General features: G+C 55.7%; 20 protein-coding genes and 1 pseudogene. 8 read left to right on the forward strand and 13 right to left on the reverse strand.

Annotation, left to right across the window (positions count from 1 at the left end; genetic code table 11):
- The first annotated feature begins 3 nt into the window (after positions 1–3).
- The gene (locus BM337_RS17240) at positions 4–1,236 is read left to right on the forward strand and encodes an AI-2E family transporter (protein ID WP_089818265.1); all 1,233 of its coding nucleotides are present in this window, start codon (positions 4–6) and stop codon (positions 1,234–1,236) included.
- Positions 1,237–1,259: 23 nt separating this feature from the next.
- On the opposite strand, the gene BM337_RS17245 is transcribed toward BM337_RS17240, so the two are convergent.
- Together BM337_RS17245 and BM337_RS20745 are read right to left on the reverse strand one after the other, a co-directional pair.
- Positions 1,260–2,135 carry a winged helix-turn-helix domain-containing protein gene (locus BM337_RS17245; protein WP_089818267.1) on the reverse strand — a complete coding sequence of 292 codons (876 nt, stop codon included), beginning with the start codon at positions 2,133–2,135 and terminating at the stop codon, positions 1,260–1,262.
- Positions 2,136–2,774: 639 nt separating this feature from the next.
- Complete coding sequence (locus tag BM337_RS20745; protein ID WP_143117741.1) at positions 2,775–3,269, reverse strand: single stranded DNA-binding domain-containing protein; 495 nt, start codon at positions 3,267–3,269, stop codon at positions 2,775–2,777.
- 33 nt (positions 3,270–3,302) lie between these two features.
- Here BM337_RS20745 and BM337_RS20750 point away from each other — a divergent pair, with 33 nt between their 5' ends.
- Both BM337_RS20750 and BM337_RS17255 read left to right on the forward strand, forming a co-directional pair.
- Positions 3,303–3,653 (forward strand): hypothetical protein, encoded by a 351-nt coding sequence (locus BM337_RS20750; RefSeq protein ID WP_143117742.1) that lies wholly within the window; start codon positions 3,303–3,305, stop codon positions 3,651–3,653.
- A 2,059-nt stretch (positions 3,654–5,712) separates the two neighbouring features.
- On the forward strand, positions 5,713–6,291 hold the full coding sequence (locus BM337_RS17255; protein ID WP_089818271.1) for a DUF8100 family protein: 579 nt from the start codon (positions 5,713–5,715) through the stop codon (positions 6,289–6,291).
- A 119-nt stretch (positions 6,292–6,410) separates the two neighbouring features.
- Here the strand turns inward: BM337_RS17255 and BM337_RS17260 are convergent, their stop codons facing one another.
- Together BM337_RS17260 and BM337_RS17265 are read right to left on the reverse strand one after the other, a co-directional pair.
- A complete protein-coding gene (locus tag BM337_RS17260; RefSeq protein WP_089818273.1) occupies positions 6,411–6,941 on the reverse strand; it encodes a PIN domain-containing protein in 531 nt (176 codons plus the stop codon).
- Positions 6,942–6,950: 9 nt separating this feature from the next.
- Positions 6,951–7,658 (reverse strand): DUF7437 domain-containing protein, encoded by a 708-nt coding sequence (locus BM337_RS17265; protein WP_089818275.1) that lies wholly within the window; start codon positions 7,656–7,658, stop codon positions 6,951–6,953.
- 629 nt (positions 7,659–8,287) lie between these two features.
- Here BM337_RS17265 and BM337_RS17270 point away from each other — a divergent pair.
- The 3 genes from BM337_RS17270 (at position 8,288) to BM337_RS20755 (ending at position 12,652) form a co-directional block, all read left to right on the forward strand.
- Positions 8,288–9,700 (forward strand): S8 family peptidase, encoded by a 1,413-nt coding sequence (locus BM337_RS17270; protein ID WP_089818277.1) that lies wholly within the window; start codon positions 8,288–8,290, stop codon positions 9,698–9,700.
- Between the two features lie 246 nt (positions 9,701–9,946).
- Positions 9,947–11,245 carry an arylsulfotransferase family protein gene (locus BM337_RS17275; protein WP_089818279.1) on the forward strand — a complete coding sequence of 433 codons (1,299 nt, stop codon included), beginning with the start codon at positions 9,947–9,949 and terminating at the stop codon, positions 11,243–11,245.
- 174 nt (positions 11,246–11,419) lie between these two features.
- Positions 11,420–12,652 (forward strand): trypsin-like serine protease, encoded by a 1,233-nt coding sequence (locus BM337_RS20755; protein ID WP_143117743.1) that lies wholly within the window; start codon positions 11,420–11,422, stop codon positions 12,650–12,652.
- 1,102 nt (positions 12,653–13,754) lie between these two features.
- Here BM337_RS20755 and BM337_RS17280 read toward each other — a convergent pair.
- From BM337_RS17280 to BM337_RS21930, 3 genes are all read right to left on the reverse strand, one after another.
- Positions 13,755–14,009, reverse strand: a complete 255-nt coding sequence (locus BM337_RS17280) for a type II toxin-antitoxin system HicA family toxin (RefSeq protein ID WP_089818281.1) — start codon at positions 14,007–14,009, stop codon at positions 13,755–13,757.
- Positions 14,010–14,023: 14 nt separating this feature from the next.
- Positions 14,024–14,269 carry a type II toxin-antitoxin system HicB family antitoxin gene (locus tag BM337_RS17285; RefSeq protein ID WP_089818284.1) on the reverse strand — a complete coding sequence of 82 codons (246 nt, stop codon included), beginning with the start codon at positions 14,267–14,269 and terminating at the stop codon, positions 14,024–14,026.
- Positions 14,270–14,355: 86 nt separating this feature from the next.
- Positions 14,356–14,901 carry a transcription initiation factor IIB family protein gene (locus BM337_RS21930; protein WP_089818286.1) on the reverse strand — a complete coding sequence of 182 codons (546 nt, stop codon included), beginning with the start codon at positions 14,899–14,901 and terminating at the stop codon, positions 14,356–14,358.
- Positions 14,902–14,955: 54 nt separating this feature from the next.
- Here BM337_RS21930 and BM337_RS17295 point away from each other — a divergent pair, with 54 nt between their 5' ends.
- Positions 14,956–15,786 carry an IS5 family transposase gene (locus BM337_RS17295; protein WP_089818700.1) on the forward strand — a complete coding sequence of 277 codons (831 nt, stop codon included), beginning with the start codon at positions 14,956–14,958 and terminating at the stop codon, positions 15,784–15,786.
- 152 nt (positions 15,787–15,938) lie between these two features.
- Here BM337_RS17295 and BM337_RS17300 read toward each other — a convergent pair whose 3' ends face one another.
- The 3 genes from BM337_RS17300 to BM337_RS17310 all read right to left on the reverse strand — a co-directional run bounded on the left by BM337_RS17300 (position 15,939) and on the right by BM337_RS17310 (position 18,047).
- Entirely contained in the window at positions 15,939–16,697 is a 759-nt protein-coding gene (locus BM337_RS17300) for a potassium channel family protein (RefSeq protein ID WP_089818288.1), read from the reverse strand.
- 310 nt (positions 16,698–17,007) lie between these two features.
- Positions 17,008–17,379: a HalOD1 output domain-containing protein gene (locus BM337_RS17305; protein WP_218155588.1), complete on the reverse strand. Its 372-nt coding sequence runs from the start codon at positions 17,377–17,379 to the stop codon at positions 17,008–17,010.
- Positions 17,376–18,047, reverse strand: coding sequence for a helix-turn-helix domain-containing protein (locus tag BM337_RS17310; RefSeq protein WP_089818290.1), 672 nt, complete (start codon positions 18,045–18,047; stop codon positions 17,376–17,378). Before BM337_RS17310 ends, BM337_RS17305 begins: the two co-directional genes overlap by 4 nt.
- A gap of 431 nt (positions 18,048–18,478) precedes the next feature.
- Between BM337_RS17310 and BM337_RS17315 the strand changes: the two genes are divergently transcribed.
- Positions 18,479–19,462 carry a formate/nitrite transporter family protein gene (locus BM337_RS17315; RefSeq protein ID WP_089818293.1) on the forward strand — a complete coding sequence of 328 codons (984 nt, stop codon included), beginning with the start codon at positions 18,479–18,481 and terminating at the stop codon, positions 19,460–19,462.
- Positions 19,463–19,576: 114 nt separating this feature from the next.
- On the opposite strand, the pseudogene BM337_RS17320 reads toward BM337_RS17315, so the two are convergent.
- From BM337_RS17320 to BM337_RS17325, 3 genes and pseudogenes are all read right to left on the reverse strand, one after another.
- A pseudogene (locus tag BM337_RS17320) lies at positions 19,577–19,879 on the reverse strand (IS5/IS1182 family transposase); the annotation flags it as partial.
- Positions 19,839–20,312 (reverse strand): TFIIB-type zinc ribbon-containing protein, encoded by a 474-nt coding sequence (locus BM337_RS20760; RefSeq protein ID WP_143117745.1) that lies wholly within the window; start codon positions 20,310–20,312, stop codon positions 19,839–19,841. The pseudogene BM337_RS17320 and the gene BM337_RS20760, both read right to left, overlap by 41 nt.
- Positions 20,313–20,493: 181 nt before the next feature.
- Positions 20,494–21,915, reverse strand: coding sequence for an ATP-binding protein (locus BM337_RS17325; protein ID WP_089818295.1), 1,422 nt, complete (start codon positions 21,913–21,915; stop codon positions 20,494–20,496).
- Positions 21,916–23,695 lie beyond the last annotated feature (1,780 nt).

The raw sequence follows: 23,695 nt of genomic DNA on the forward strand, positions 1-23,695 counted from the left end.
AGAATGGACGGATCAGGACTCGACGCCCCGCCGGACCGGGCGCGGATCGGCTGGTGGCTGTTCGTCCTCGCGCTCACGGCCGTCGCGGGGTTCATCGCCTACTCCTTCGTCGGGATGATCGTCCTCGGTATCTTCGGTTACTACGCGACGCGCCCCATCGACCGGCGGATCGAGACCGTCGTCGACTCCGAGGGGCTCGCGGCCTCGCTGACGGTGCTCGTCGTGCTCGTCCCGCTCGTCGCCGTCCTGTTCTACGCGGGCGTCCGGATATACACGCAGGCCCGGGAGGCGCTGGGCGGGGCGACCGCCTTCGGCGCACTCGAAGACGGGCTGGGGATACTCCCGGCGGAGGGGAGTTCGTCGCTGACCGCGCTGCTCGAGAACCCCGGACAGATCCTCGCGGATCCCCAGGGGACCACGCAGATGGTGCTACAGACGGGGGTGGAGGCGGCGTCGGCTCTCTTCGGTGGGCTGTTGCTCGTCGGCCTGGCGCTGACGCTGTCGTACTTCCTGCTTGAGAACGACCACGAACTGGAGGACGGGTTCCGCCAGCTGGTCGGCGGCCGCGACGCGACGGCCTACGCCTACGCCTCGGCCGTCGACGAGGACCTGGAGTCGGTCTTCTTCGGCAACTTCCTCTTCCTCCTGCTGATGGCCGTCGTCGCGACGGTCACGTACTGGGTGACGAACCTCTTCGCCCCCGAGGGACTCTTCGTTCCGATGATCTTCGTCCTCGGCTTCCTCACCGGCATCACGAGCCTGATCCCCGTCGTCGTCGGGAAGGTCGTCTACCTCCCCGTGGTGGCCCTGCTCGCGTTCCAGGCGCTGAGTGGCGGCGGCCAGTTCGGCTTCGTCGCCGCCGCCCTGGTCGCGTACTTCCTCGTCCTCGACATCCTCCCGCAGACGTTCCTCCAGCCCTACATCACGGGCCGGCAACTCGACGTGGTCGTGCTGATGTTCGCCTACCTGCTCGGCCCGGTGCTGTTCGGCTGGTACGGCTTCTTCCTCCTCCCCATCCTGTTCATCCTGATGCTCGAAGTCGTCCGCATCGTGCTCCCCTCGCTGATCCACGGCGAGGACGTCACCCCCACCGTGGAGATGGGTGAATCGGTCGGAACCAATCCCCGGTCCGAACTCGACGAGGTTCCCCAGGGCGACGAATCCTCGCGGTCCGGTGGGAGCACGGATGAGGACGGTGACGGGTCCAGCGGTGACGACGCCGCCGACGCCGGATGAGCGACACGGGCTGAATCTCCCGATCAGCCGTCGTCCGAACTACCGTGCGGGCTCGACGGCGGCCCCTCGATGGACTGGCGATACTCCCAGCGGTCCCGTTCCTGGTTCGTCTGTTCGACGCCTGGGATCGACTCGAAGGTCCCGCCGACGCAGTTGTTCCACCACGCCTCGGGTGAGTCGTACCCTGCGTCGTGGTCCGGATACACTCGTCGTTGCAGTTCGTCGGCGGTCGCGTCGCCTTCCCGGACGAGCAGGTCGAAGGCCGAACGCAACGCCGCCAGTTCGGCCGCGTTCAGGTCGGCGCGTTCCAGTGCGAACCTGGCGCTCGTCTCGGTGAGGTCTTGGTCGGGGGTGTCTCGGCCGTCACGCGCGCGCCGGTCGACGATCGGCGTCTCCCCGTACGCCCACTCCGATTTGCCCGAATCGGGCGCCTCGACGGTCGGAATATCGGCGAGGCGGCTCCGAACGCACTCGTTCCACCACGCCTCGGCGGTCTCGAAGCCCGCGGGGTTCTCGCTGTAGACGCCGTCGACGATCTCGCCGCCGGTCGCCGTGCCCCAGTACTGCAGGAAGCCGAAGGCGTTCCGGACCGCCTCTTCTCTGTCGGGCCGCAGGTCGAACGACTCAATTTGCTCTTCGATTGCGTCGGGAGTGTCGATCCGCTCGTCCATCGTCCCCTCGGGAGAACTGGCGATGGTTCGCTCGCCGCTGTCGGTGATCGCCCACACCTCGTCGTTGACGCGGTGGACCAGCCCGTTGTCGGCGAGCTTCGGGAGCCGCTCGTGAATCGCCGCCTCGTCGCCGTCGACGCCCTCCGCCAGCGACGAGACGTCGGCGTCCCCCTCCCGGAGCAGCGAGAGCAGTTCTCTGTCGCGATCACCAAGGGTAATCGAAGCCATGCCGTCGCGTACGCGTTCCAGGCTCTTGACAATTGATCACGCGACGCCGTGAACGATAGGCAGTGGCCAGCGGTGGAAGCGGCCAATATCTTGGGTGCAGACGAGTTCGCCCGAGGACCCACATCAGAAGCACCAACTGTCGCACACTGGTTCCTATCGAGTCCAATGCACCAGGAAACTGCAGTACAACGGCGAACTAATGCCCGAAATACTGCAGATCTCGTGATGTAATGCACGGTAATCACGCGATAGCGCTCTGGTCATCCTCTACTACATTACTGATTTAACTTGCCCCCAGAAAATCGGCCTCCCAGCAAGACTCAAGCTGGGGGAATTCTCAGCCTCGGGAGGATTGTGATCAGCGAATTTTAGTTTTGTTCCTGCTCCCGGAGGCCCCAAGAGTTCGAGTCATCAGCCATCCACTGGCCTATATCAGCGTTTGAACAAGATCGGCATTCGCTTGGGTGATGACGATGCGAATCGGACTCGCCAGCCGGGGGCGCGAACGAGAAGCAAGGGACCTGAGTCACGATGGGGAGAGTTCTCCAAATCGAAAATTGAGAGTCAATGGCCGAGGTGCCCATCGAGGGTCCACCGTCGACGATCGGTGGGGAACAAAAAAGAGAGCCCGCCTGGTGGTCACCGGTCGAGCGAGATGATGGCAGTATCGCTCGTGACGGCGATCGTCTTCTGTCCGTTGTATTCACCTGGCTTTCCGAGGGCGATTCGTACCCGGTCCCCTTCCGAGAGCGTGCGAACCATGGGACCGTACATGGACCGGCGCCAGACCGTCACCTTGGCGGACGTTCCCTGGTCATCCTCGAGGTAGCCGACCTGGTACTGATTCCGGGTCGCGGGTTCGTCGAACAACCACGTGATTTCGCCTTCGACGGTGACCCACCTGTCGTCGGGATCGATCCCAGCCACGTTGATCGGCACAGTGGGGTCGTCCGCCCACTCGTTCAGGACCGTGAACACTGCCTCGGTGAAAGATGTTCCCTGCTTGTCCCACTCCTCGGCCAGCCGCCGTGCAGCGTCGGCTCGTGAGAGGGCTTCGAAGCTCGCTGCTATGGATTCCGCCCGTTCGTTCACCCTGGCCAGTTCTTCCTGACTCAGCGTGGCTCGCGGGTCCACCGTTTGCGTTCGACTGGATTGTGGGATGGTGACGTGCTCTCGACCGGCCGCGAGGTGCGCTCGTTCCCAGAAGTCTCTCGCCGATCGCGCCTGTTCAATCTGGGTTTGCACTCGACAGGATTTCCCACGTTCGAGGTCAGCCTCGGCAGCCGCCAGTGCGTGCTCGCGATGGCGCTCCATTTCAGCCGCTTCGCCCAGCCGCCGTTCTTGCGACGCGAGGGTTTCTCCGTATCGTCGATCCGGACCGACGTCCGTCGAGCGCGTCCAGTCGTAATCCTTCTTCCCCTGGATTTCCTGTTCCACCGACGGGCGCAGCTCCTGTTCGTGAGTCGATTCAGCGACCTCGTTCAGGAGACCGTTCGCGTCGACCTGGGACGCCACTGACGTCTGCAACGTCTGCTCCTCTGGCGCACGCTGCTCGTCCGCCACTCCGCTGTGCTTTTTGACCGATACTTTCTTGTGCGAACCGTGTGAACTCATGGGTGCTTAAGACTTGTAGGGCGTCTCACGACGTCCTCTGCAACCGACCGTCGAGAACCATCTGTCCTCCGCGCCCTACAGAACGGAGAACAACCACACTGAGCGAGCGATACAACCACTGAACTCACGACCGGGCCGACCACCCCACCCTGCGGCGCGGTGGCTGCCGCCGGGGCGGTCACCCGCTCGACGCGAGTTCACCTCCCTTTTTTAGAACCGTTTATCGGATAGGGTTCTCCGTCGCGGGTACCGCACCGATTACCCCCGATATACCCCGGTATACCCGGTTGCGGGTCCAGTGGCACGGAGTCGAAGACGAAGTGCCACAGTGGCCCGCTCTCGGGTCGTGGGGTCGCGGGGGCGCGGTGGGGTGCCCGCGAGCGGCGTGCTCGCGGTGTGAGCACGCCGAGTCGGTGCAAGTCCCTCCGGACAATCGGTGCGTGAACTCCGCGTGGTCGCCGATGGAAGCTCCCCGGCGGCGGCGGGGAGCAGTCTCGGCGGCGAGCGGAGGAGTGCGAAAGCCGATGCGGAGGAAACGCGCACGACCGGAAACCCATATCCGATAAACGTGTGTAGGCCAGTGAGCCTGGCAAGGCTCTGGGAAGCCGCGCCTGCGGTGGCGCAACAGACGCGTCGCGTCGATGCACTGTCGGCCGAGGGCTGTGGAAGGGACCCGCCGTCGCGCCGTCGACGGCGGGGAGGGTCCGCAGCCCTCGGCCGACCGGGCGAGTAAGCGTGGCGTCTGTGAGCCATCTCCGACGGCGCGGGGCCCCGTCCGTTCGCGGGTCCGGCGAAGCTCGCCCGTCGGGCGAGGAGTCGCCGGTCCGGGCCCGCGAAACGCAACGGAATCCGCCCCTGCGGGGGCGGACGTGGCCGCGCGCCGAGAGAGAAGCCTGGAGGAATCCCCCGGTGGCCCCAAATCCGCGACATGCCCGCGTGTATGCGAGCCCCGCGCTCGGACAGTGCTGAGAGAGCGCGGAAGCGAAGCAGCCCGGACCGTGCCCCGTCCGTCGGGCGGTGCGGAGAGACGCAACGGAAGGCGCGAAATGCCCGGACCGAGGAACGGGGGCGCGGGGGTCGGGTGGGCGGTGGTGTCGGACGGACAACGCCGATGCGCGGGCCCGGAATCGCCAGCGACCGCGGTGTGGCGGTCGATCTCCGTAGCGAACGCAACGACGTCCGTGAGCGCGGGAGATCGCGACCCGCCACACCGTGGGAAGCAAGACTCCCGACGGGGACATCTGTTCGATGTCCCCAGGCCCGGGTATCGGCGGGAAACGTCGTCCGAGAAATACCGGTGGTCATCGTTGTGTCAGCCAGTGCGACGGACCTGGTTCGCTTCGTCAGAGTCGAAAAGATAGTCAGACCGGATCAGAACGCGTCACAGTTCGTCTGGATCCTGGGCGAAAGGGTAGGGCTATGTGGACACCGAACTCAACGTTTGGAGAACAGCCGGAGCGTTTTCAGATGCAGCATCGAGTCACGATGGAATTCAGGCTCTGTTCAACCCTTGGAAGGAGACACATCCTGACCCCGGACGTGGTCAATATAGGGGACGCACGTATCGTTCAGTCCACAACGTTATCGACCGTCAAAAAGCCTATAATTTGACTCGTATTTGAGGAGGTATGAGTCTTCTACAAGTGGATGCTGGACCACAGCTTATTGAAATTATTACATTTGTACTCGTGCCTATTGCTCTCCTCTATATCGCCTATAAGTCGTATCAAGGGTATAGAGCCTTTCAAGAAGTGAAAAAACAGAACTAATGCTTGGAGGGGGCGAGTAGTGGGTTGGTTGGTCGATAGATACGCACATCCACTGAGCGGTTGTTTCACTACAAATTCGATGGTGAGAACCCACCTCGATGGATTGAATAGCTTCGGTCAGTACAGGTGAAGCACTTCCCAAAGCGACACATCACACTATGATTTAATGCCCCGTTCGTTTCATTTGACTCGTAATGGAAAGAGAGCGTCTTGGTCGTGGTCTCTCGTTTATTATTATCGGATGTGGCGTCACTCTTTTCGCTGTCAGCGTCGCTAGTGGTCAGGCGATTGGTGCTACGTTCGGTGTGCTGAGCCTGTTCATGGGATTGGCATTCTATCAAACGTCAAATCAGCTGTTTGACGCGGATCGCGTCGTGATTGACCCCGCCGATACCAGCGTGATTATTGCTAACCTTCTCCAACTTGGGGCGGTACTCCTCGTTTTCGCCGGAATCACCTATGTCGTCAGTGATTTCGAATCAATTACAGAACTCTTCCGTGCTGGGCCTCCGGTGCCGACATATCTGGTGTTTCTCGGAATCTTCCTCGGACTAACATTGGGTGGGGGTGTGGCCTTTCTGACATTCCGGTGGGAACGACTACAAAGCGCGAGCAGGTCAGTCCCCTTCCGGATGATAGGATTTACCGCCACGTTTGGTGCGTATTTCTTGTTACTCCTCTCTCAGCCACTAGCTGCTATCGCGTATGCTACAGTCTATACACTCAGTCGGCTTCTCGTCCTCCTTGGGATGGGGCCCCTATCACAACGGTAAGTTCGCAGGTGTAGTTATCGACGGTTTCAATCGGCACCATTCTGCAAGATATGTGCTGTATATGTAGCACAGTCGCTGAAACCTAGTACCACTTGAGAGTTTCAACAAGTCGGTCTCGATCAGATCAGGCGCATCGAGTCGCCGGGATCGTTGCCGATGATGTCTGATAATCCGTAGACCGTGATCGCGTCCGTGTACCCCTGTGCTCGGACTGCGTTCTCGATGCCCTTTCTGGCTGGCTTATCGTCAGTGAGCACGGCAACGCCCGTGGTTTCGCGGTCTCTGACGTACTGGATGGCTAGCCCAGCGAGAATCGCGTCGGTTTTTTCGACCTCGTGTTCGGCCTGCCCGGTTTCGCTCGCGATGGTGCGCCTGGCGATATCGCTCGCAGCGACAGCCTCACCATCCGTCGGTGCTGGGGCATCGATGATTTCAGCCCATCCCTCGTCAAGTGCTGTTTGGACGCGGTCCGTTTCTTGGCCACCGAGTTCGCCGATTACGCGTCGGGGGAGTTTGCAGATGACGCCAGCGTTCTGGACTGCGCTCCGGAACCGCCGATATCGTGGATTCGAGGGACGACCGATCGCGAAGAAGATATTCGCGTCGACGAGGACGTCCTGGTTGGCCGAGAATGGAGCCTCACTACCCATCCGACGAACTCACCGGTCGGGGTCCGACGAGGAGGTCGGGGAACCATCATTTTCGTCGAGGTTGGGGAGGTCCATCTCGTCGTGGACGTTCGGGAACAAGTGCTCGAAGAATGGGTCGTGGTCTCGACCGACGGCCAGCGCCGGTTTGAGCGCATTGATGATCATCATCGCTTCCGTCTCGCGAACGTCGATGTCGCTGGCGACCATTCGCTGGGTTGTTCCTCCTGCAAAGTGGAGTCCAGCACCGCGTAATGCGGCGATGAGTTTCCCGAGACCGTGACGATCGACGAAGTACTCCACGTCTTCGTCGACTTCCTGGAGTGCGAGGGCGTGAAGGACGGTCGGCGTGATGACGATCGGGACGTACTGCTCCACGATGATGATCGGGTCAGCAATCAGTTGCTGGGGACGTGTCGAGTCATCGCGATCGACGAGGCCGAGGTCAACCAGCTGGTCGACGTACTCGTAGGTCGTCGATTTCGAGAGGTCGAGTGCTTCCATAATCTCCGGCGGCGTGACCGGGCCCCAGTAACACACGTAGACGTAGACCCGGGCCAATGCCGGATGGTTGAGCAGCTGGATGACTGTCTCGAGCCGGGGGGCGTTCTGAGCCAGCGTCTCCGGCTTGAGCGTCTCCTCGTCCATTACATCCATTGGAGGCGGGTCCAGCGCGTCGATCCCACCATCCGCACGAACACGGTCGTGATTAGCGGTCATACTATTAGTTCGAAGTCCACGAACTTCAGACTATCGGCGGCGCTGGCAGGCAGGCAAACGACTCAGAGTTATTCAATTTGCGTGCTACTCATTGGTGAGCGCCACATTGTGGAGCGATTCAAGCTAATTACTATAGAACGCCGAAGCCATAGTCAGGCAGGATCCATTTGATAATCGGCGTCAGTGTCGAGCCACGCGTTTAGTCGGTCCTGTTCGACGCCTACCCGGTTTCGGCTCATCGTTCGACGCGCCTCAGTCGCCTCCGGAATAGCCAGTCGGCGGCGGTGAGCGAATCATGGGCGACGCTGTACTCGACGTCACCGTACCGCACCAGTAATCGAGTGTGCGAGCCACTCGCCACTTTGAACAAGAAGTACGACATGCTAAGTCTGGTCGAACTCCTGTTCATGGTCGCGCGATATCCGGTCTTCGATGGAAATTCTGAGCCTCACTTCGCTCTTGAACAAGGGATGGCTTCCGCTTCTTCGTTGCCGTCTAGTGGCCCGAAGTGGGAATAGTGTTAATATACTCTCATTTTCCCCGAGGTTGCCATGCCAATTAAAATGCCCGCCCGTATATTTTGTCTCGTCAATATTAACATTTAAATTTTAATATTTATATTTAATTGTATGCAGTCAGCAAAAGCAAGGACGAGACGGACAGTAATTAGAGGCATAATTGGTAGTAGCATTGTAACAAGCGGAGTAGGAGCCCGACGATCTCGTGGGGAATCAAACACCAATGAGAATTTGTATATTATTCTCGCTGGAGGTACTGGACTTCGTGAGAAGCTGCGTGAGAAAGGATGCGAAATAATCCATGAACTCGCTAAAGGTTCAGTAGTCATCGCATCCGGACCAGCGGAGCGCGAGAATAAACTTCGGTCCCTCTCCGTAGTTAGTGACGTTATCCCAAACCGCGAATTCGTTGCTGATGATATACAGAAAAACGAAGAGGGCGGTAAACCAGATAGTGACCCACTATCCGAAAAACAGTGGGACAAACACCTGATGAACGTGTTTGACGCCCATGACATTGCAACTGGGGACGGAACATCAATTGCGATTATTGATACCGGCGTTGCTTACTCACACCCTGATCTCGAACACGCTGTTGATATCGAACGTAGCCGCGAAATTTGTCAAGGGCAGTTTACCTCTGGGCGAAAATTAATCAACGTTCGGAAAAATCCGATGGGGTGGTTACCAGCCACTAAGGAGTTAGAGTTACCCGCCGCGTTCGACGTAGATGGGCACGGGTCACACGTTGCTGGGATCGTGGCCGCCTCACGAAACGGAGACGGTATCACCGGCGTTGCGCCTGATACAACTGTCATACCCCTTCGAATAGGAGCTTATCAAAAAAATGACTACGGGTATTTAGAATTGCGGTTTACAGCGGTAGACCTCCTGTTGGCAATCGAGTACGCAGTCAAGATCGAGGCCGACGTTGCAAATCTCAGTCTAGTATTAGGACCGCTGAGTGCGGGGACAGAACGGCGACGGTACTTTGCTGCTGTGAGGCGACTTATACAACACGCTATCGAGCAGGGGACGGTAATAGTCGTTGCCGGGGGAAATCAAGGGGTTGATCTCGAAGAAAATCCCCTTCACGTCTTACCGAGCAGTAATCGTGGCGTCATCAGCGTCGCGTCAACCGGTCCGAACGACCGCCGGTATTATAATTCCAATTATGGCGGGGGAGTAATCGATGTCGCAGCGCCAGGTGGGGGATACGAAACACCTGATAAAACGTTCCGCTCAAGCGGTGTTGAGTGGCCATATCCGACAAATCAGATCCTTTCCACTGTCCCAGAGACAATCTATAGTCGGAAATATCAATTCCAACGAGGTACCTCAATGGCGGCACCGCAAGTCGCTGGACTAGTCTGTCTCATCCGTGAACTAGAACCAGAGTTTCACCCACGCCGCGTTAAGCAAGTAATCGAGCGTAGTGCAGTTGATTCGGCAGGATCTGACCCATCAGAACTAGGGGCTGGACGGATTGCTATACTAAATACAGTCAACCGCTTAGTCAAGTGATTAGTACAGAGAAACGGTGTAAATATCTTCTCGGTCGAAAGAGTAAAGCGGGAATATGTAACTGAAGGGACCGAGGTTTCTAGAAGAGCCATATCGTACCCGTGTTTCCCATCCCTATCGGTTTGCAATTATAGCCACTTCAAAGAGTGACGAGATAGAAAGGAGATATTTTTATCAATTTCATATGTTGTATCTAAACATTTATTATCGGAAACTTTTTGGAGAGGCAAGAAACATGATGACTGCATGGATCTCCCCGAACGCGGCACCATACTCGTCTTCTTTGGAGTGGTACTGCTGATTTCCACCTTGTCGGTTAGTGCTACTATGGCTCCCTCAAGAGATGTTGATGACAAAGGAGCACGGACTACCCTTATTGGATCTCAAGGTGGGGGACCTGGATGGCATGGCCACGGGAGTGTTTACCGCCTTGATGGTGATAACGTTACATGGAAGGAAGGGAGTGCGGACAGTTATTTTGACGTGACAAAGCTACCAAATGGTAGTATCATGGCCGGATTCATGCACTCTGGCTATGAGAAGGGATGTTCACCTTACGAGTCACCCTGCACAAAGACAGGTTTCCGTATTATTGATCCCGACGGACAGAACGGTCCAAAGGTGCTCTCCGAATCCTCGTTCCCTGTGCGAACTCAAAAGAATAGCGAAGTGCATGATGTCGAACGGCTTTCAACTGGTGAATATTTGATCACTGATATGGATCACGAGCGGGTGTATACACAACGTGATGGGGAGATTACTTGGCAATGGAACGCAAGTTCACTGTACGAAGCGCCACCAGAACCTACGAAGCGAGACTGGCTGCACATTAACGATGTTGACGCAATTAACGGGACCCATTATCTTGTCTCGGTGCGGAATGCCAATCAAGTAATTATTATTGAACGTGGCAATGGCGTGGTTGAAATTATAAATCAGGATGACGACGGATCAGACTCTTCATGCCTCAAACGGAATCAATTGTACGATCACGATGATGACGATGATGTTCGCTGCGGAGACCCAGCGATCCTAAATCACCAACATAACCCCCAATGGCTTGACTCAGGTGCAGTTCTTGTTGCAGACAGTGACAACGATCGTATCGTCGAATTGCATAAGAACAATAGTACGAATAGATGGGAACCCGTCTGGGTGCTCTCAAGCGCTGATGGCCTTGATCTTCATTGGCCTCGAGATGCTGATCGACTTCCGAATGGAAATACGCTCATTACGGATACGCTTAACCAGCGAGTATTTGAGATAAACCAAAATGGTACCATGATCTGGAGTACTTCAACTGAGCGGATCCCCTACGAGGCTGATAGACTCCCAGAGAACGAATTAGTCGGAGCTGATCGCTACGGTAGTGATGGGAGTAGACAGGAAAACACTGAGAATAACGTACCCTTGCTCTCAAGTGGAATCGTCTTGATCCGCGCAGTTATCCCCTCGATCCCATTTTGGTTTGGTGAGATTCAACTTGGCCTATTCCTCATATCCTTTTCATTTATCTCCGCTGGCACCATCAAAAAGTTGGGTTGAGATACCATTGATTGCTGGTCAAGCCGATCTTTGATTATAATATTTCTTATAATTAAGTACGCTCGCAACTATACCAACCGCACCTTAGAATTCTTATTAATCCATTTGAGCCTACAGGTAATTTTACCCTGTTTAACTTAATTAATAATACTCTCGCCTAATAATCAAAATGCGATGACACGAAAAGATGACATCAGAGAGAAAGTAGAAAATGGAGAACAGGGATACTCAGGACGACCTTTCAAAAATAAACTTAGCTGTACAGGCCGACGGGGATTTGTAAAAACATTGGCCTCACTAGGATTTTCGACTGCTGCCATTAACAATCTCACTAAAGAAAGCCTGGCGCAACAGACAGAGGATCCCGAATCGACCGCGGCTCTAGTTGACTCGTATATACATACGAATCACGAACAAGTCGTGAATAATGAGGCCCCACCACAAAGGGAAGCCCAGTATTTTACGATGCCACGAGATCGGTGGGCGCAAATTCAGGCCGTTCACGACGTACAGAAAAAATTGACCGAAGAATTTGATAGTGACCTAATTACTGCAGCAGTAGAATGGGAATCTCGCAGGAACGGAAAATCTCCGGTCGTCACACTTGAACGCAAAGAAATTAAAAGAACCAACGGCGAAATTGTATCTCCTGATGTTAGTGCTGATGAGGTCCGGTCAAGAGTGCCTAATAAAGCAGAGGGGAAGGCTGGGCAAGGCAAATTCCAAAAGTCGGTAGATAATATCTCAATTCGAGTCGAAGAGAATCAAATGACTGAACAGAGTCACTATGAGTACAACTATACTCCTGTCCCAGGAGGCGCCGCTACAGAAACCCACGGGATAATAACTACTCCGGCGTATTCGTATAGTGACAATGCGTATGGGTGGGTTACTGTAGGCCACAACGTTGGTTTTGATACGGGAGTTAATGTCTATCAACTTGGGGACAATTACATAGGATCTACTACGAGATTACTCGGCGATCCCGACGATGATGCAGCTAAAGATGGGGCATTCATTGCGAGAGATAGCCAAAGCGAAAAATACGCTGGTTACAAAATCGCAGCTGACTCTCCAGATACGTTCGATTATAATGATGTATATGGGTCAGTGGCTGAAGATCGCCTTAAAGAACTTAACAGTAATAACACTCTAGCTCTTGGCCAAGGAATAGCTACTGGAAGGCATACTGGAGAGGTCGAAAAGTTAGTTAATGGGACCAATGCTGGGACTAATAGCGTTGTCCAGCTTGGCTGGGATACTGATGGTGGTGATTCAGGGGGCCCCTACTTCATTAACGATAACGGATTGGTGAAAATTATAGGCATCCACGCCTGGGGTTGGGGTCAAAGTGGCAGAGGTAATGCAATGTATTACGCCGAAAACAAAATGAATATCTCTGTTTAATTTAATATAATTTTCAAGGTGTATCGTTAGGAACTTTGTGTGATTTTTCCTCTTCAGGGCTTCTTGGCCATTTAGCCATTGCTAATAATAAAAATTGCTACGGCAACTCAATAGAGGACGAACCATCGTATGAGCTGAGTGGGACACAGAAAGTATATGCCATAGTGACAACGACCCGACGTATGGAATTAACACGCCGCTCGGTCCTCCACTTTTCGAGTATAGCGCTTAGTTTGGGAGCTTCCGGTTGCACTGCTATTTCGCCACGAGAATCGAATGGGGCGACTGCCACACAGGCAAAATCACCGACATCGGTTGACACTAACTCTTCGACGGATTCACAGACCCAAACCCCATCGCTCAGGTTCACTGCCAAAGTTACTCGCCAGGCGTCTTCAGAATCGCCGGGACGTGTTACTGCGAGTCTCACTAACGCAGGGTCAACACCCACGAGTATTGGGTTCGGGCCTGCGCTTCTGTTTACAGACAACACATCAGACGATGATCTTGACTGGGCAAACGATCTTGTCCCCGTGGCCGATACGTATACAGGACCAAACGAGACACCGTCGAAGCCAACGAGTGGGTGTTGGAGGTACCCAGAGGACGCCCACGTCGGGATCAAGAGTAGCATTGACTTCCGGGAACTCCTCCCAGAACAGTCGATCACCGAAGAGTACAGCATCTACACACGGGGTAACTCACTCCCCTGTCTCCCGCAGGGAACCTATCGTTTCCAAGATAAGGGATACGTCCAAGACCGTTCGCAAGAGCTAATTCTCACGCTGATACTGACTATTGATGAGAACCAGCGGATGTCGGCCTCGACAGATGCACCCGCTGTTGTGTCAAATTGACAGATGCCGATGGTCAAGGTGACTGTCACCGATTAACATCTGGGCCTCACTGATCGCGACCGACGGGCATTCTCGTTACCACGATGATGTCCCATCTGACTCTATACACCTTCTCGCTAGTGCCGAACAGAACTCCTGACCGAGACTATCGAACTGGTTCGCTGTTCATGAACAGGCAACCAGTTCAATGCGTGCAAATGATTGGAATCGTAGTACACCAAGCCAGGCACGATGCAGTCTCGAGGCTAGCGATTCCGGTCGACCCACCGGCAGAACTCCTGAAAATCCTGTGCACCGGCGTCGTCGGCGATATCGTGTAATGTCCCAATTGAGACGCTATCGTGATATGGGACAGAGACAGTCCGCTTTTCGATATCTGGTCCTCGGGGATGTTCCCATTTCAGAATATAGTGATCACCGGTGATGCGGTCCACCCAGAAGTTCCCCTTGTTGACCAGAACGGTGACGAGCTCTTTCCCGGAGAAATCCCGCGTGACCATAGAAATCTAATCGCCTACTTGAGGACGTCAGGTAGTTCCCCACCCGACGTATTCTCGTCTGGATCGATACCGAGGTCACGAAGTTCTTTGTCGGTGGGCGGCCGACCGCCATCGCCTTCAACCGCTGCCACGACGTCATCGAGAGCATCGAGGGCTTCATCTCGCGTTGCTCCCTGGACTGAAACTTCGGCGGATTCGTCCCGTGCCGTCCACTGACCGTCCGGATTTTCGGTCAAGTGTATTTCACGCCCAGTACTCATATGAACAGATATTCGTGGTTATTGCTTAAAAGCATGTTGTCAGTCTCTCCTGCTCAGGTAGGATGAAAAAGCTGGGACAAGATTGTTTAGGTATAATCGTCGAGCTCTTGAAGATCTCGCCAGTGGCCACGAAGCGCGACGGCTGAGACGTTTGCTGCGTCAGCGATGGCCCGCTGAGTGAAGCGTGGGTGGTCATCGCGTCGGCCGACTGTATAGAGACACCCAGCAGCGATTGCCGAGGGCTTGCCCTGGATAGTACCTGACCCGTGAACCTCGGTGGCCAGTTGTTCGGCTTCGAGGCGCATGCTGGCAGGGACTTGCTCCTCGAGAGCAGCCGTGATCTCGGGAACGAAGTCTGCCGGCTCCTGTATCGGAACTGGCAACGAGAGTTTTCGCTTGAGGACGCCGGTCATGTTCCACAAATCTTCGACCGAACAGCGGGCCGGCTCGACGATAGTTTCTGCCTGCCGCGGACAGTCGTTCATCCGGCAGATGATGAAGATAGCTGCCGCTGCGCCGGCTTCGATAGAACGACCGACCAGGAGGTCGTCGGATTGGGCAGTCTCGAAGAGGGAACACGCCTGCTCGACGAGACCATCGTCGAGTTCGAGATGGTCAGCAATACGTTTGATCTGGCTCTGTTGAAATCCTCAGGGAGTTACAAGTTCGTCTGGTGGCCTGACTGGATGCAAGCCCTCCCAAAATCACGGCTACTCCAGTTCGTTGAGCAGGCATTACACTTGGCACGCCGAGATGTCGCTCGCTGCTCATCGAAGTTCTCGAAACGCCGGTACACACTTCACCAGCACATCGTTCTCCTCTGTCTCAAGGTACGAAAGAATACGACGTACCGCGAGCTGCTTGACGAGCTTATCGAGATGCCCCGGATTTGGAATGCCATCGACCTTGAGGTACTACCGTCTCCTTCGACCTTATGTAAGGCGTTCAATCGACTCGATATGGCGGTTTGGCGCGTCCTGCTCAACCTCTCGGTCACACTTCTCCCGACTAACGGTGTCGTCGGGATCGACGCTTCCGGGTTCGACCGCAGTCACGCTTCAAAACACTACACGAAGCTGACGAAGCTGACGACGCTGACGATTCAACAGTTGAAAGTCACACTGCTCGTAGACACGAAAGCGAATGCGATCATTGATCTCCACGTAACGGCGACCAGAAAACACGACTCGCCGATCGCGCCGTCACTCATCAAGCGGAACACCGCTGAAGTGGCGATTCTCCTCGGAGACAAAGGATATAACGACCAGAAGATTCGGGCGTTATCCCGTGAGGATAATCTTCGTCCGCTTATCAAACACCGAGAGTTCTCGGCACTTCACAAGGCGTGGAATGCTCGGCTGGACGCTGACCTCTACGGCCAACGGAGTCAGAACGAGACGGTGAACTCTCATCTCAAGCGAAAATATGGTGCGTTCGTGCGCTCACGACACTGGTGGAAGCAGTTCCGTGAACTCGTTATCGGCTGTCTTACTCACAACATCGACAGGGCACTCTGAACAGTGGAGATAGATGAACGATAGAGCGAATCAAGTTGTAACATCCCTGATTTCCGTCAGAAAAGCCATGACCGATACAGAGGGTGGATACAGAAGGTCGAAGGGTCCGTTTCATCTATTCGTCTCTGTATCACCTGGTAGGTAAAACGTGCTTATTGGTCGATGAGTTGTTTTTGCTCTTCGAGCGTTTCCTCGTGGTCTTTAACAGCATCCTCTCGAGCCTCTGCATCACCACTGAGCCGGTCTGATAATTCTTTGAGGCGGTCTTGTTCCCCATAGAGGACAAGCGTGTCGTCCGGTTTCGTCTCCGTATCTGGTTGTGGCGCACCAATATATGAATCATCTCGACGGATGCCGAGTATCAACACCCCTTCGCGTGGTAAATCCAGCTCAGAAATCGACTCCCCTGCCAGCCAATCACCCGCGCTGATTTCCACCTCCGCCACACGATACTCGCGTTGCAATCCGAGTAACTGGGCATAATCCGAGATCTCCAACTCTGTAGTCTCACTTAGCGTCCACTCGATGAGTGGCGTAACGAGGCGGTTGAACCATCGACTCCGTGCGAACAGAATAATTACACCGGCACCACCGAGAATATACAGTAAGTTCAACAGGTCGTCGCCACCAGTACGCGTGAACGAAAGGATAAGCGATGAGATCGCACCAAGGAGTCCGATACTGCCGAGGCGGATGAGCGCCTTCACCGTTTTGCGACGGCCTACCGTGGTGACAGCCTGTTCAGCCTCTTCGGTCGTATATCCGGCTCCAGAGAACGCAGACGTGGCTTGGAAGGAGGCCACATCTGGTGAAAGGCCCGTCATTTCCAGCGCAATCGAGCCGATACGCACAATCAACAACGACAGCGCGAAGATGATCAGTAGTGACAGTATTGAGTATGTGGCAACCATACCAAGAGATAGGTTACCCCATTAGTAAGTAGTAACCACCGATGGGAACAGTTCACGCTCTGTATCTGCCAATTCCCACACTTCGAAACTGAGTGACGCCGATTCGCGATTCACGCTGTATATGCAGCACAGCCACCGAAACATCACCGACCGTTGTCAGAAGTGACGCGCGAAATGCAGAGGATGAGTTCAGGACATTAATTGCCTGATTTAGTGATCTCTGGCTGAATTGGGCGATACGTTCGCATCCAGCTTCACTAACCCCTCCAGCTGTGTGACACCCGGTTCGGCATCGCGTGATGGAGAATCCTTAGCGATTTAGGATCGCGATCTCGCCGTCGCTTTGGATCCGAATCTCGTAGTCGTGATACTCGAAGTGCACGTAACCTGATGTCTGTGGTGCGTCATCCTTCGGGAAGCGAAACAAGGCATCCAACGCGTCGGGGTCAATCGCAGAATACAGCGGCGGGGACAGCTCAACGGGATCAACACCTTCCAGGTCGGCGATCAGGTCGATGACCATAGCGCTCGGGTTCTCGGCATCGTCTATTGTGATGGACGACTGCACTTGGTTCTCCGTTTGCATCATTACATCGGTTCTTCTTGATACCCTCAGTTGTGTCGTCGAATAATCCACCCATTTTAATGGGTGCGCGAAATCAGGCCGCATCGCGAATCTCATCCGGATGCGTCGTCAAACAGCGTCGCGAAGATCTTTGCGTTAATTCGGCGCAGATGGGTCGATAACGTCGATGGAGCAATTCCGAGTTCGGCGGCAACGTCCTCCGCACTGACACCGCCTTTGTCGTAGTAGTCTAGCTGGGCCACGACCCGGGCGACCTCCAGTTGACGCTCGGTCAGTGCTGCTTTGATGGCGACGCGCTCTTCTATCTGCTGGGCCCCGGAACTTAGGAGCGTCTCCAGTTCGAACTGAATGTCCTCGGCGCGACAATGGTCCCAAAATGAACTGAGGTGGTCTCGCTCAGCCGTCTCCAACCGAAAGTGCCAGTCGCGGCCGGCACTTTCGATACTGATCACGTGGATCCTGAAGTCGGAGAGCGTCGGGGTGACGAATTTCGTCGTCGGACCGTGCTGGACACGGTACAACCGCGTGTCGCCGAAGTCCATCGTTTGGGTCCACTCACTAATCGTGTCGTCGTGCTCGAGTGCTGATTTGAAGGTCCGGAAGTCGACATCTCTTACCCGATAGAGGACGGCCGGCAAGTCTGCGGTTGTCGCTGGGCGAATTGACACCTCCGTGATCGATGCGGTCGGGATTGCTTTGAGTGTCGGCCCGAGGGGTAAATCGGGGTGGGTTAGCACGACATCGACAATGAAACTCCCCGGCACTGGTGAAGGTGGATACTATTCATCTTGGGTAGAAATCTCTTGCGTTCCCTGTGTCAATGAAACAGGGGATGAGACAGTCTGAAGAATATGATTCCGTAGTGACCAATTCTACTTGTCGACTGACGCTCGTAGGTTATTGACCGATACGCGCTGTGTATGCAGCATAGCCTCGCCAAATTGTTACTATCTCAGGTTTTCAACAGTGCCACATGCGCGGGATAACGGAACGCTATAAGTCCGAACGTCGGAAGCCGTCCCCCGCTTGCTGCTGATAACACTCATAATGCTACAGATTGTCACCCATATTCGGGGAGAGACATTATGGTACCATCATTTCATCTTGGTCCGGGATTCCGGATTATTCACGTTCGACGAGCGGACCCGACTACGAATACAGTCGAACCACAGCCGTTGCTGTCTGGAGGGTATTCATGAGCGACGAATCCGAGGACTCGCCGCCAGTTGTCCGGTCCCAGGACCGGGCTGCTTCCGGCGTCCCGGCAGCAGGCTGGGCACTCGGCGATCGCTTCTCATGGGAAGAAATCCATCAACGGTTGCTCGCGTCCGCCGACGAGGAAATCGACAGCACGCTCTCGGAACTGTTTTTCAGCGGCTTCACCGCTGGCTTCGCGATCGTCCTGACGTTCATCGGCTACACAGTCGGGACCGCGACATTCCCGAATAATAGATTCCTCGCCGCGGTGCTGTATCCGATCGGGTTCATGTACATCATTCTCGGACGGTACGAATTGTACACCGAGACCACTCTCCCACCGGTCAAGCTAGTGCTAACCCGGTTGGCCAGTCTCCCCTTGCTGTTACGCATGTGGAGCGTCGTCCTGTTGGCGAACGTCATCGGTGCCGCGTTCGGCGCGTTCATCCTCGCAAACACACACGTACTTACGCAGGCAGAGATGGAGGTCGGAGTCGAATTCCTCCAGCACGGTCTCGAACTGGGCTGGTGGGACCTGTTCTTTAAGGCCCTATTCGCAGGATGGCTTGTAGCTGGAGTGGTGTGGCTCAATACGGCTGTGCGAGACACGATCTCGCGTGTTGTAATCACCTATCTCGTCTTCTTCACGATCCCCGTTCTCGGCCTGTACCACGTCGTGAGTTCGGGCGCTGAAGCACTCTTCGTCGTGTTCCTCGAGACGCCGAGTCCGGGGGTACTCACCCTGATTTACGAGTTCTGGCTTCCGATTTTGCTTGGCAACACGACTGGTGGCGTCGTATTGGTCGCGCTCGCGAGCTACGCGCAAGCCAAGACACGCCGGTATCCGGAGATTCGGGTTCTGTCCACCCGAGAGATGCTGTTCAGTTTGAAAGGTGGTCGCCCGTTCGAAACGCCGAGACCAGGCATCCAGTTACCGGAAAACGGTGGTGGACCCGAGGAGGAATCCGACACAACTAGGTGACGTGGTACTGTAAACAACCGGCAAATCCCCATTTTGTGGGGTGGTGCTGAATATGCCCTTTGTATTCAGCAGAGTCGCCGAAACCTATCCCCGGCTGAGGGTTTCAACAAGGCCGAGAGTCAATAAGAGACGCCATACAGCCATATCAAGCCGATTAAACGCCTTACAGAGTGTTGATGGTGTAGGAAGTTCAGTTAGTCCGAGAGCGCGACGAATCCATGGCATCTCGATTAATTCGTCAAGCAATCCACGGTAGGTCGCGTTTTTCCGAACTTTGAGGCACAGCAGAACAACGTGCTGGGGAAGTGTATAGCGATGTTTGGAGGAATTCGAGGAGTATCGAGAGACGGATCGGCGTGCCAGATGAATCGCCTTCTCAGTAAACCGGAGAATCTGCGACTTCGGGAGAGACTTCATCGCGTAGAATCACAGGATGAAAATGTAACTCTCTGAGAATTTCAACAGAGCCTTCGATCTCGCTGTTCCCCGCGATCTGATTCCGCTCGCGTTTCGAGCGGGTCTGGGATTGGGAGTGAAGCCGTCGCTGGCGAGCGAGTTGTCGCTGTTTCTTCGAGGAGAGCGAGTTCCCTCGTGCGTCGACGCCCCGACCGATCTTCGTCGAGAGCCCGCGGTCGTGGCGGGCCTGTGTCCGGGGAGCGCCGACGCGTTCTCGGGAATCCGCATCGAACGACCGCCACTCGGGCCCGTGGTTGACGCGGTAGACGTCGACGACGAGCCCGCACTCCTGACAATAACGCTCCCAGTCAGACTGGGTGACATCGCCCTTGCAGTCGGGGCAGGTAGTTGACGAGTGCTGCTGCTCTGTGGTTCGGGATGCGACCTGAGGCATGAGTGAGAAATCCTCCTTCACCCCCGTGAGGAGAGACAAACGACGGGGAGAGTAGAGCGCGTCAGTGAGGCACTGGAGGGGTTTTGCAACTGTGGGTGGCCAGAGAGTTGTGTCGTTGGAGATCGCCTTCTAGGTGCAGTTACGCCAGAGGAACGAAACGTGGCGAGCTAGTTCTAGCTCTTCAGTGTCGATGAGTGGTTCCACTCTCGAGGACGGCGACGATATCGGAGAGATCGAATAGGCGGAGGTCGTCACGCTCGTCTGCAGCTTCCTCGACGGAGTGTTTGAACCCAGAGCGGCTGAACAGGGCGAATTCGTAGGCCGGTTCACCACCGCCGGTGGGTGTCCAATCGATGTGATCCACGTCGTCTTCGAGGTCCGCGAGCACGTCGTAGCCGAGGGGCGTGTTGGTAAATTTCGCTTCGCCAGCAATCAGCGTCGACTCGTCAGTTGGGACGACGACATCCACCTCCCGGCCCTTGTACCACCACTGGGTCGGGACTTGTGTGGGCTGGTAGTCTGCGTAGAGCGATGGCACCGCCTGATGACAGAGGGTTTCGAACGTTTCGCTGACGAAGTCGGGCAATTCCGGTTCGATGAGATCCGCATAGGCGTTCTCGCCGTAGAGTTCGTACTGCCCCTCGCGGCCGTAGAGATATCGGAAGTAAAACCGGAATACGGGATCTCGAATCTGGTACCGAGTCCGCTTACTGCGTGCCGGGTCGGCGAGCGCCGGATGGTGTTTCTCGATGATCTGGAGTGTTTCCAGTCGGTCGAAGTAGTACGACGTGTTGGTGCTCTCGATGCCGGCTCCCTGAGCGATCTCGTTTCGGCTGCGGTTCCCGCTGGCCATCGATTCCAGAACCGAGAAATACGTGTTCACCTCGTTGAGTTCCATCTGGAGGACGGTTTCGGGCTCGTCGTGGAGTGGGCCATTCGGGTCGCACAGCAGCCGCGTGACGTTCTCACCGAGGCTTCGTGATGAATCGATGGGTGCAAGATATCGGGGTGTGCCACCGAAGACGCCGTAGACGAACACCCGTTCTTCAGGATCGTACGTCGGCACGAATTCTCGGATGGTACGAAACGGTAGCTGAGTGAGTTCGAGACGGCCGTTCGGCGTCTGGGACACCCGGCCGTAGAGTGGTGCACCGCCGTCGAGGACGTGGGTATGAATCATGCCGATCGCAGAACCTGTAAGGACGAGCGTTGCTTGGCTCTCATCGACAGCTGTATCCCACAGGTGTTGGATGACTGACGGAAGCCCCTCGTTCGATTCGATGAGGTACGGAAATTCGTCGATAACGATGATGGAATCTCTGTCGGTGAGGTACGTCAAGAGCGGTTCCCACTCCTCTTTGACGGCCGTGATGTCTGGGTAGGTTGTCGCTGCTGCCTCGACGAACCGCCTGAGCTGTGTCGTCGCTGTTCCCTGGACTGCCTGATAGTACACGGCATCGTCGCGGTCGGCGATCGATTGGCGCACGAGTTCGCTCTTGCCGATCTGGCGGCGGCCATAGATAATTGCGAGTTCTGCAGCGCCACTATCGTAGAGGGTCTCCAACCGATCGAGTTCATCGATTCGATTGACGAACTGATCCATACCTCTATTCGTTGTAGGAGATACATATGCTCTCCGAAGTTAGGAACAAGACTATAATAGTCTAGACTATAATAACTCGGCCCCTAATACGGGAGTAAAGATCGGCTCCGACTCGTGGGAGACTCACAACCAACAGTAACACAGCGGTCGCTCACCGGAGTGAACATGATTCACGCCGCCGGATCGGTTCTCGGTTCCGACTAGAGCGTTCGGAACACTCGTCCATCACGAAAAGAGTAGGATTCATTCCTGTCACAGGTAGTTCTTCTCGACATAGCTCTGGCGAACGTGTTTAACCAACGATGTCGCTTCTTTCATCACTTGTTGGTTAAGTCAGCATGGACGCTGACACACCAGTTGAGGGTATTGGTGAGCTCGTCTGCTGTTTGACTGGTTCGATCGGGCCTGTCACGAACGCACTCTGGGTTGATTCTTCTTCAGGATACTGATGATCAGAAGAAATTTCTCGTTCGGTGGAGTAGTATCTACTAGCAGGGCTCTCCATGAAAACAGAAGAGTCCACTCTCCTGACTAGCGGTAGTATCGCCTCGCCATCGGTAGTTCGGCACCAGCCAGATGGCACTGTCTCGCTCGATTTCCGGGCAGTCAGAGAGAATCATTCGACGACGTGGGACGCGGCCCTCGACGTATCAATCACTGTCGAACGAGGCGGGCGCCCAGACTTGTTTCTCGTCGACGTCGACGATGAGTGTCCGTTCAACTGTAGCCTGGCGCGGCGTGAAACAGGGACGTATGCTGGGTGGTGCAGCTGTGAGATGTTCGACGCGACGGGAGTCTGTCCTCACCTCTGTGCGCTCCGACAGCGGGCAGCGCTCGGCGATCTCGATATTCCCGGGGTCACGGAGTAGTAGATTCCAGGCTTCCTGGCTCTTATTCGTGGAAGCGTGGGCGCTATCCCCGCCGTTTTCACCGCAGGGTTGGCCCGCGGTAGCTCCGTCCCAGCTGACCGTCGTGACACCAGTAATGGTGGATCCGCCGGCATCCGCCCGTGCCCGCCCGCAGACGGCTCGATGCGAGTCTGCGTATTTGACGGCGGGGCGGGTTTCGCTGGCTCGACGCGCCCGGTGTCGCCGGAAATCCCTGCTTGTTCGGGTTATCCCCGGCATCAGGTGGCTCAGTTCGACGTGAGAACATTATGGGGCGCTGATAACACGCCACCGACGGAGGGTATACTCCGCCTCTCGTGTCGAACGTGGAGCTACAACTGCAGTTTCAGGGTGGAACGCCAAAATATTCTCGACCACAGTTCGTGGGTCAGTTGAATCGAGAAAGAGTAGATAGTGGATAGACGCAGAAGCTACTGGTCGGTACTGGGGACTTTTGTGTACTCTCTCGGGACAATCGCTGCACCAGCGCGTCGCGAACAGCTGATCGCGAAGATGTCGAACACTGGAATCCAGTGCGAGGGTCGCGACGGAATCGCACGTAGGGCTCGTCCGTCGAAATCGAAGTCCAGTCGGCGTGGATCGTGACCGTCTCGATGACTCCCCACTCTTCGTTGGATCTGAATAGAGCGCCGACGGGCTCGTGAGTCAGTTCGACCAAGACGCATTCGACGAAGGAAAGGACGCGCGCTGTCGGCACGTCGTTTGGCACCTCCATCGAGAGGTCCGACCACGCGCCTCGATTCGAGGGGCGACATTCACTTGTCTGGAGAGCGCTCCGCAACCGGGGAGAATCAGACTGGGTTTCGTCGATAAGCTGTGCATCGGAGTCTGTGGAAATCGTGTCTGTCATGATTTGCTCAGGGGAGCAGTGA

The organism is Halomicrobium zhouii (assembly GCF_900114435.1).
In the GTDB taxonomy this organism is placed as follows: domain Archaea; phylum Halobacteriota; class Halobacteria; order Halobacteriales; family Haloarculaceae; genus Halomicrobium; species Halomicrobium zhouii.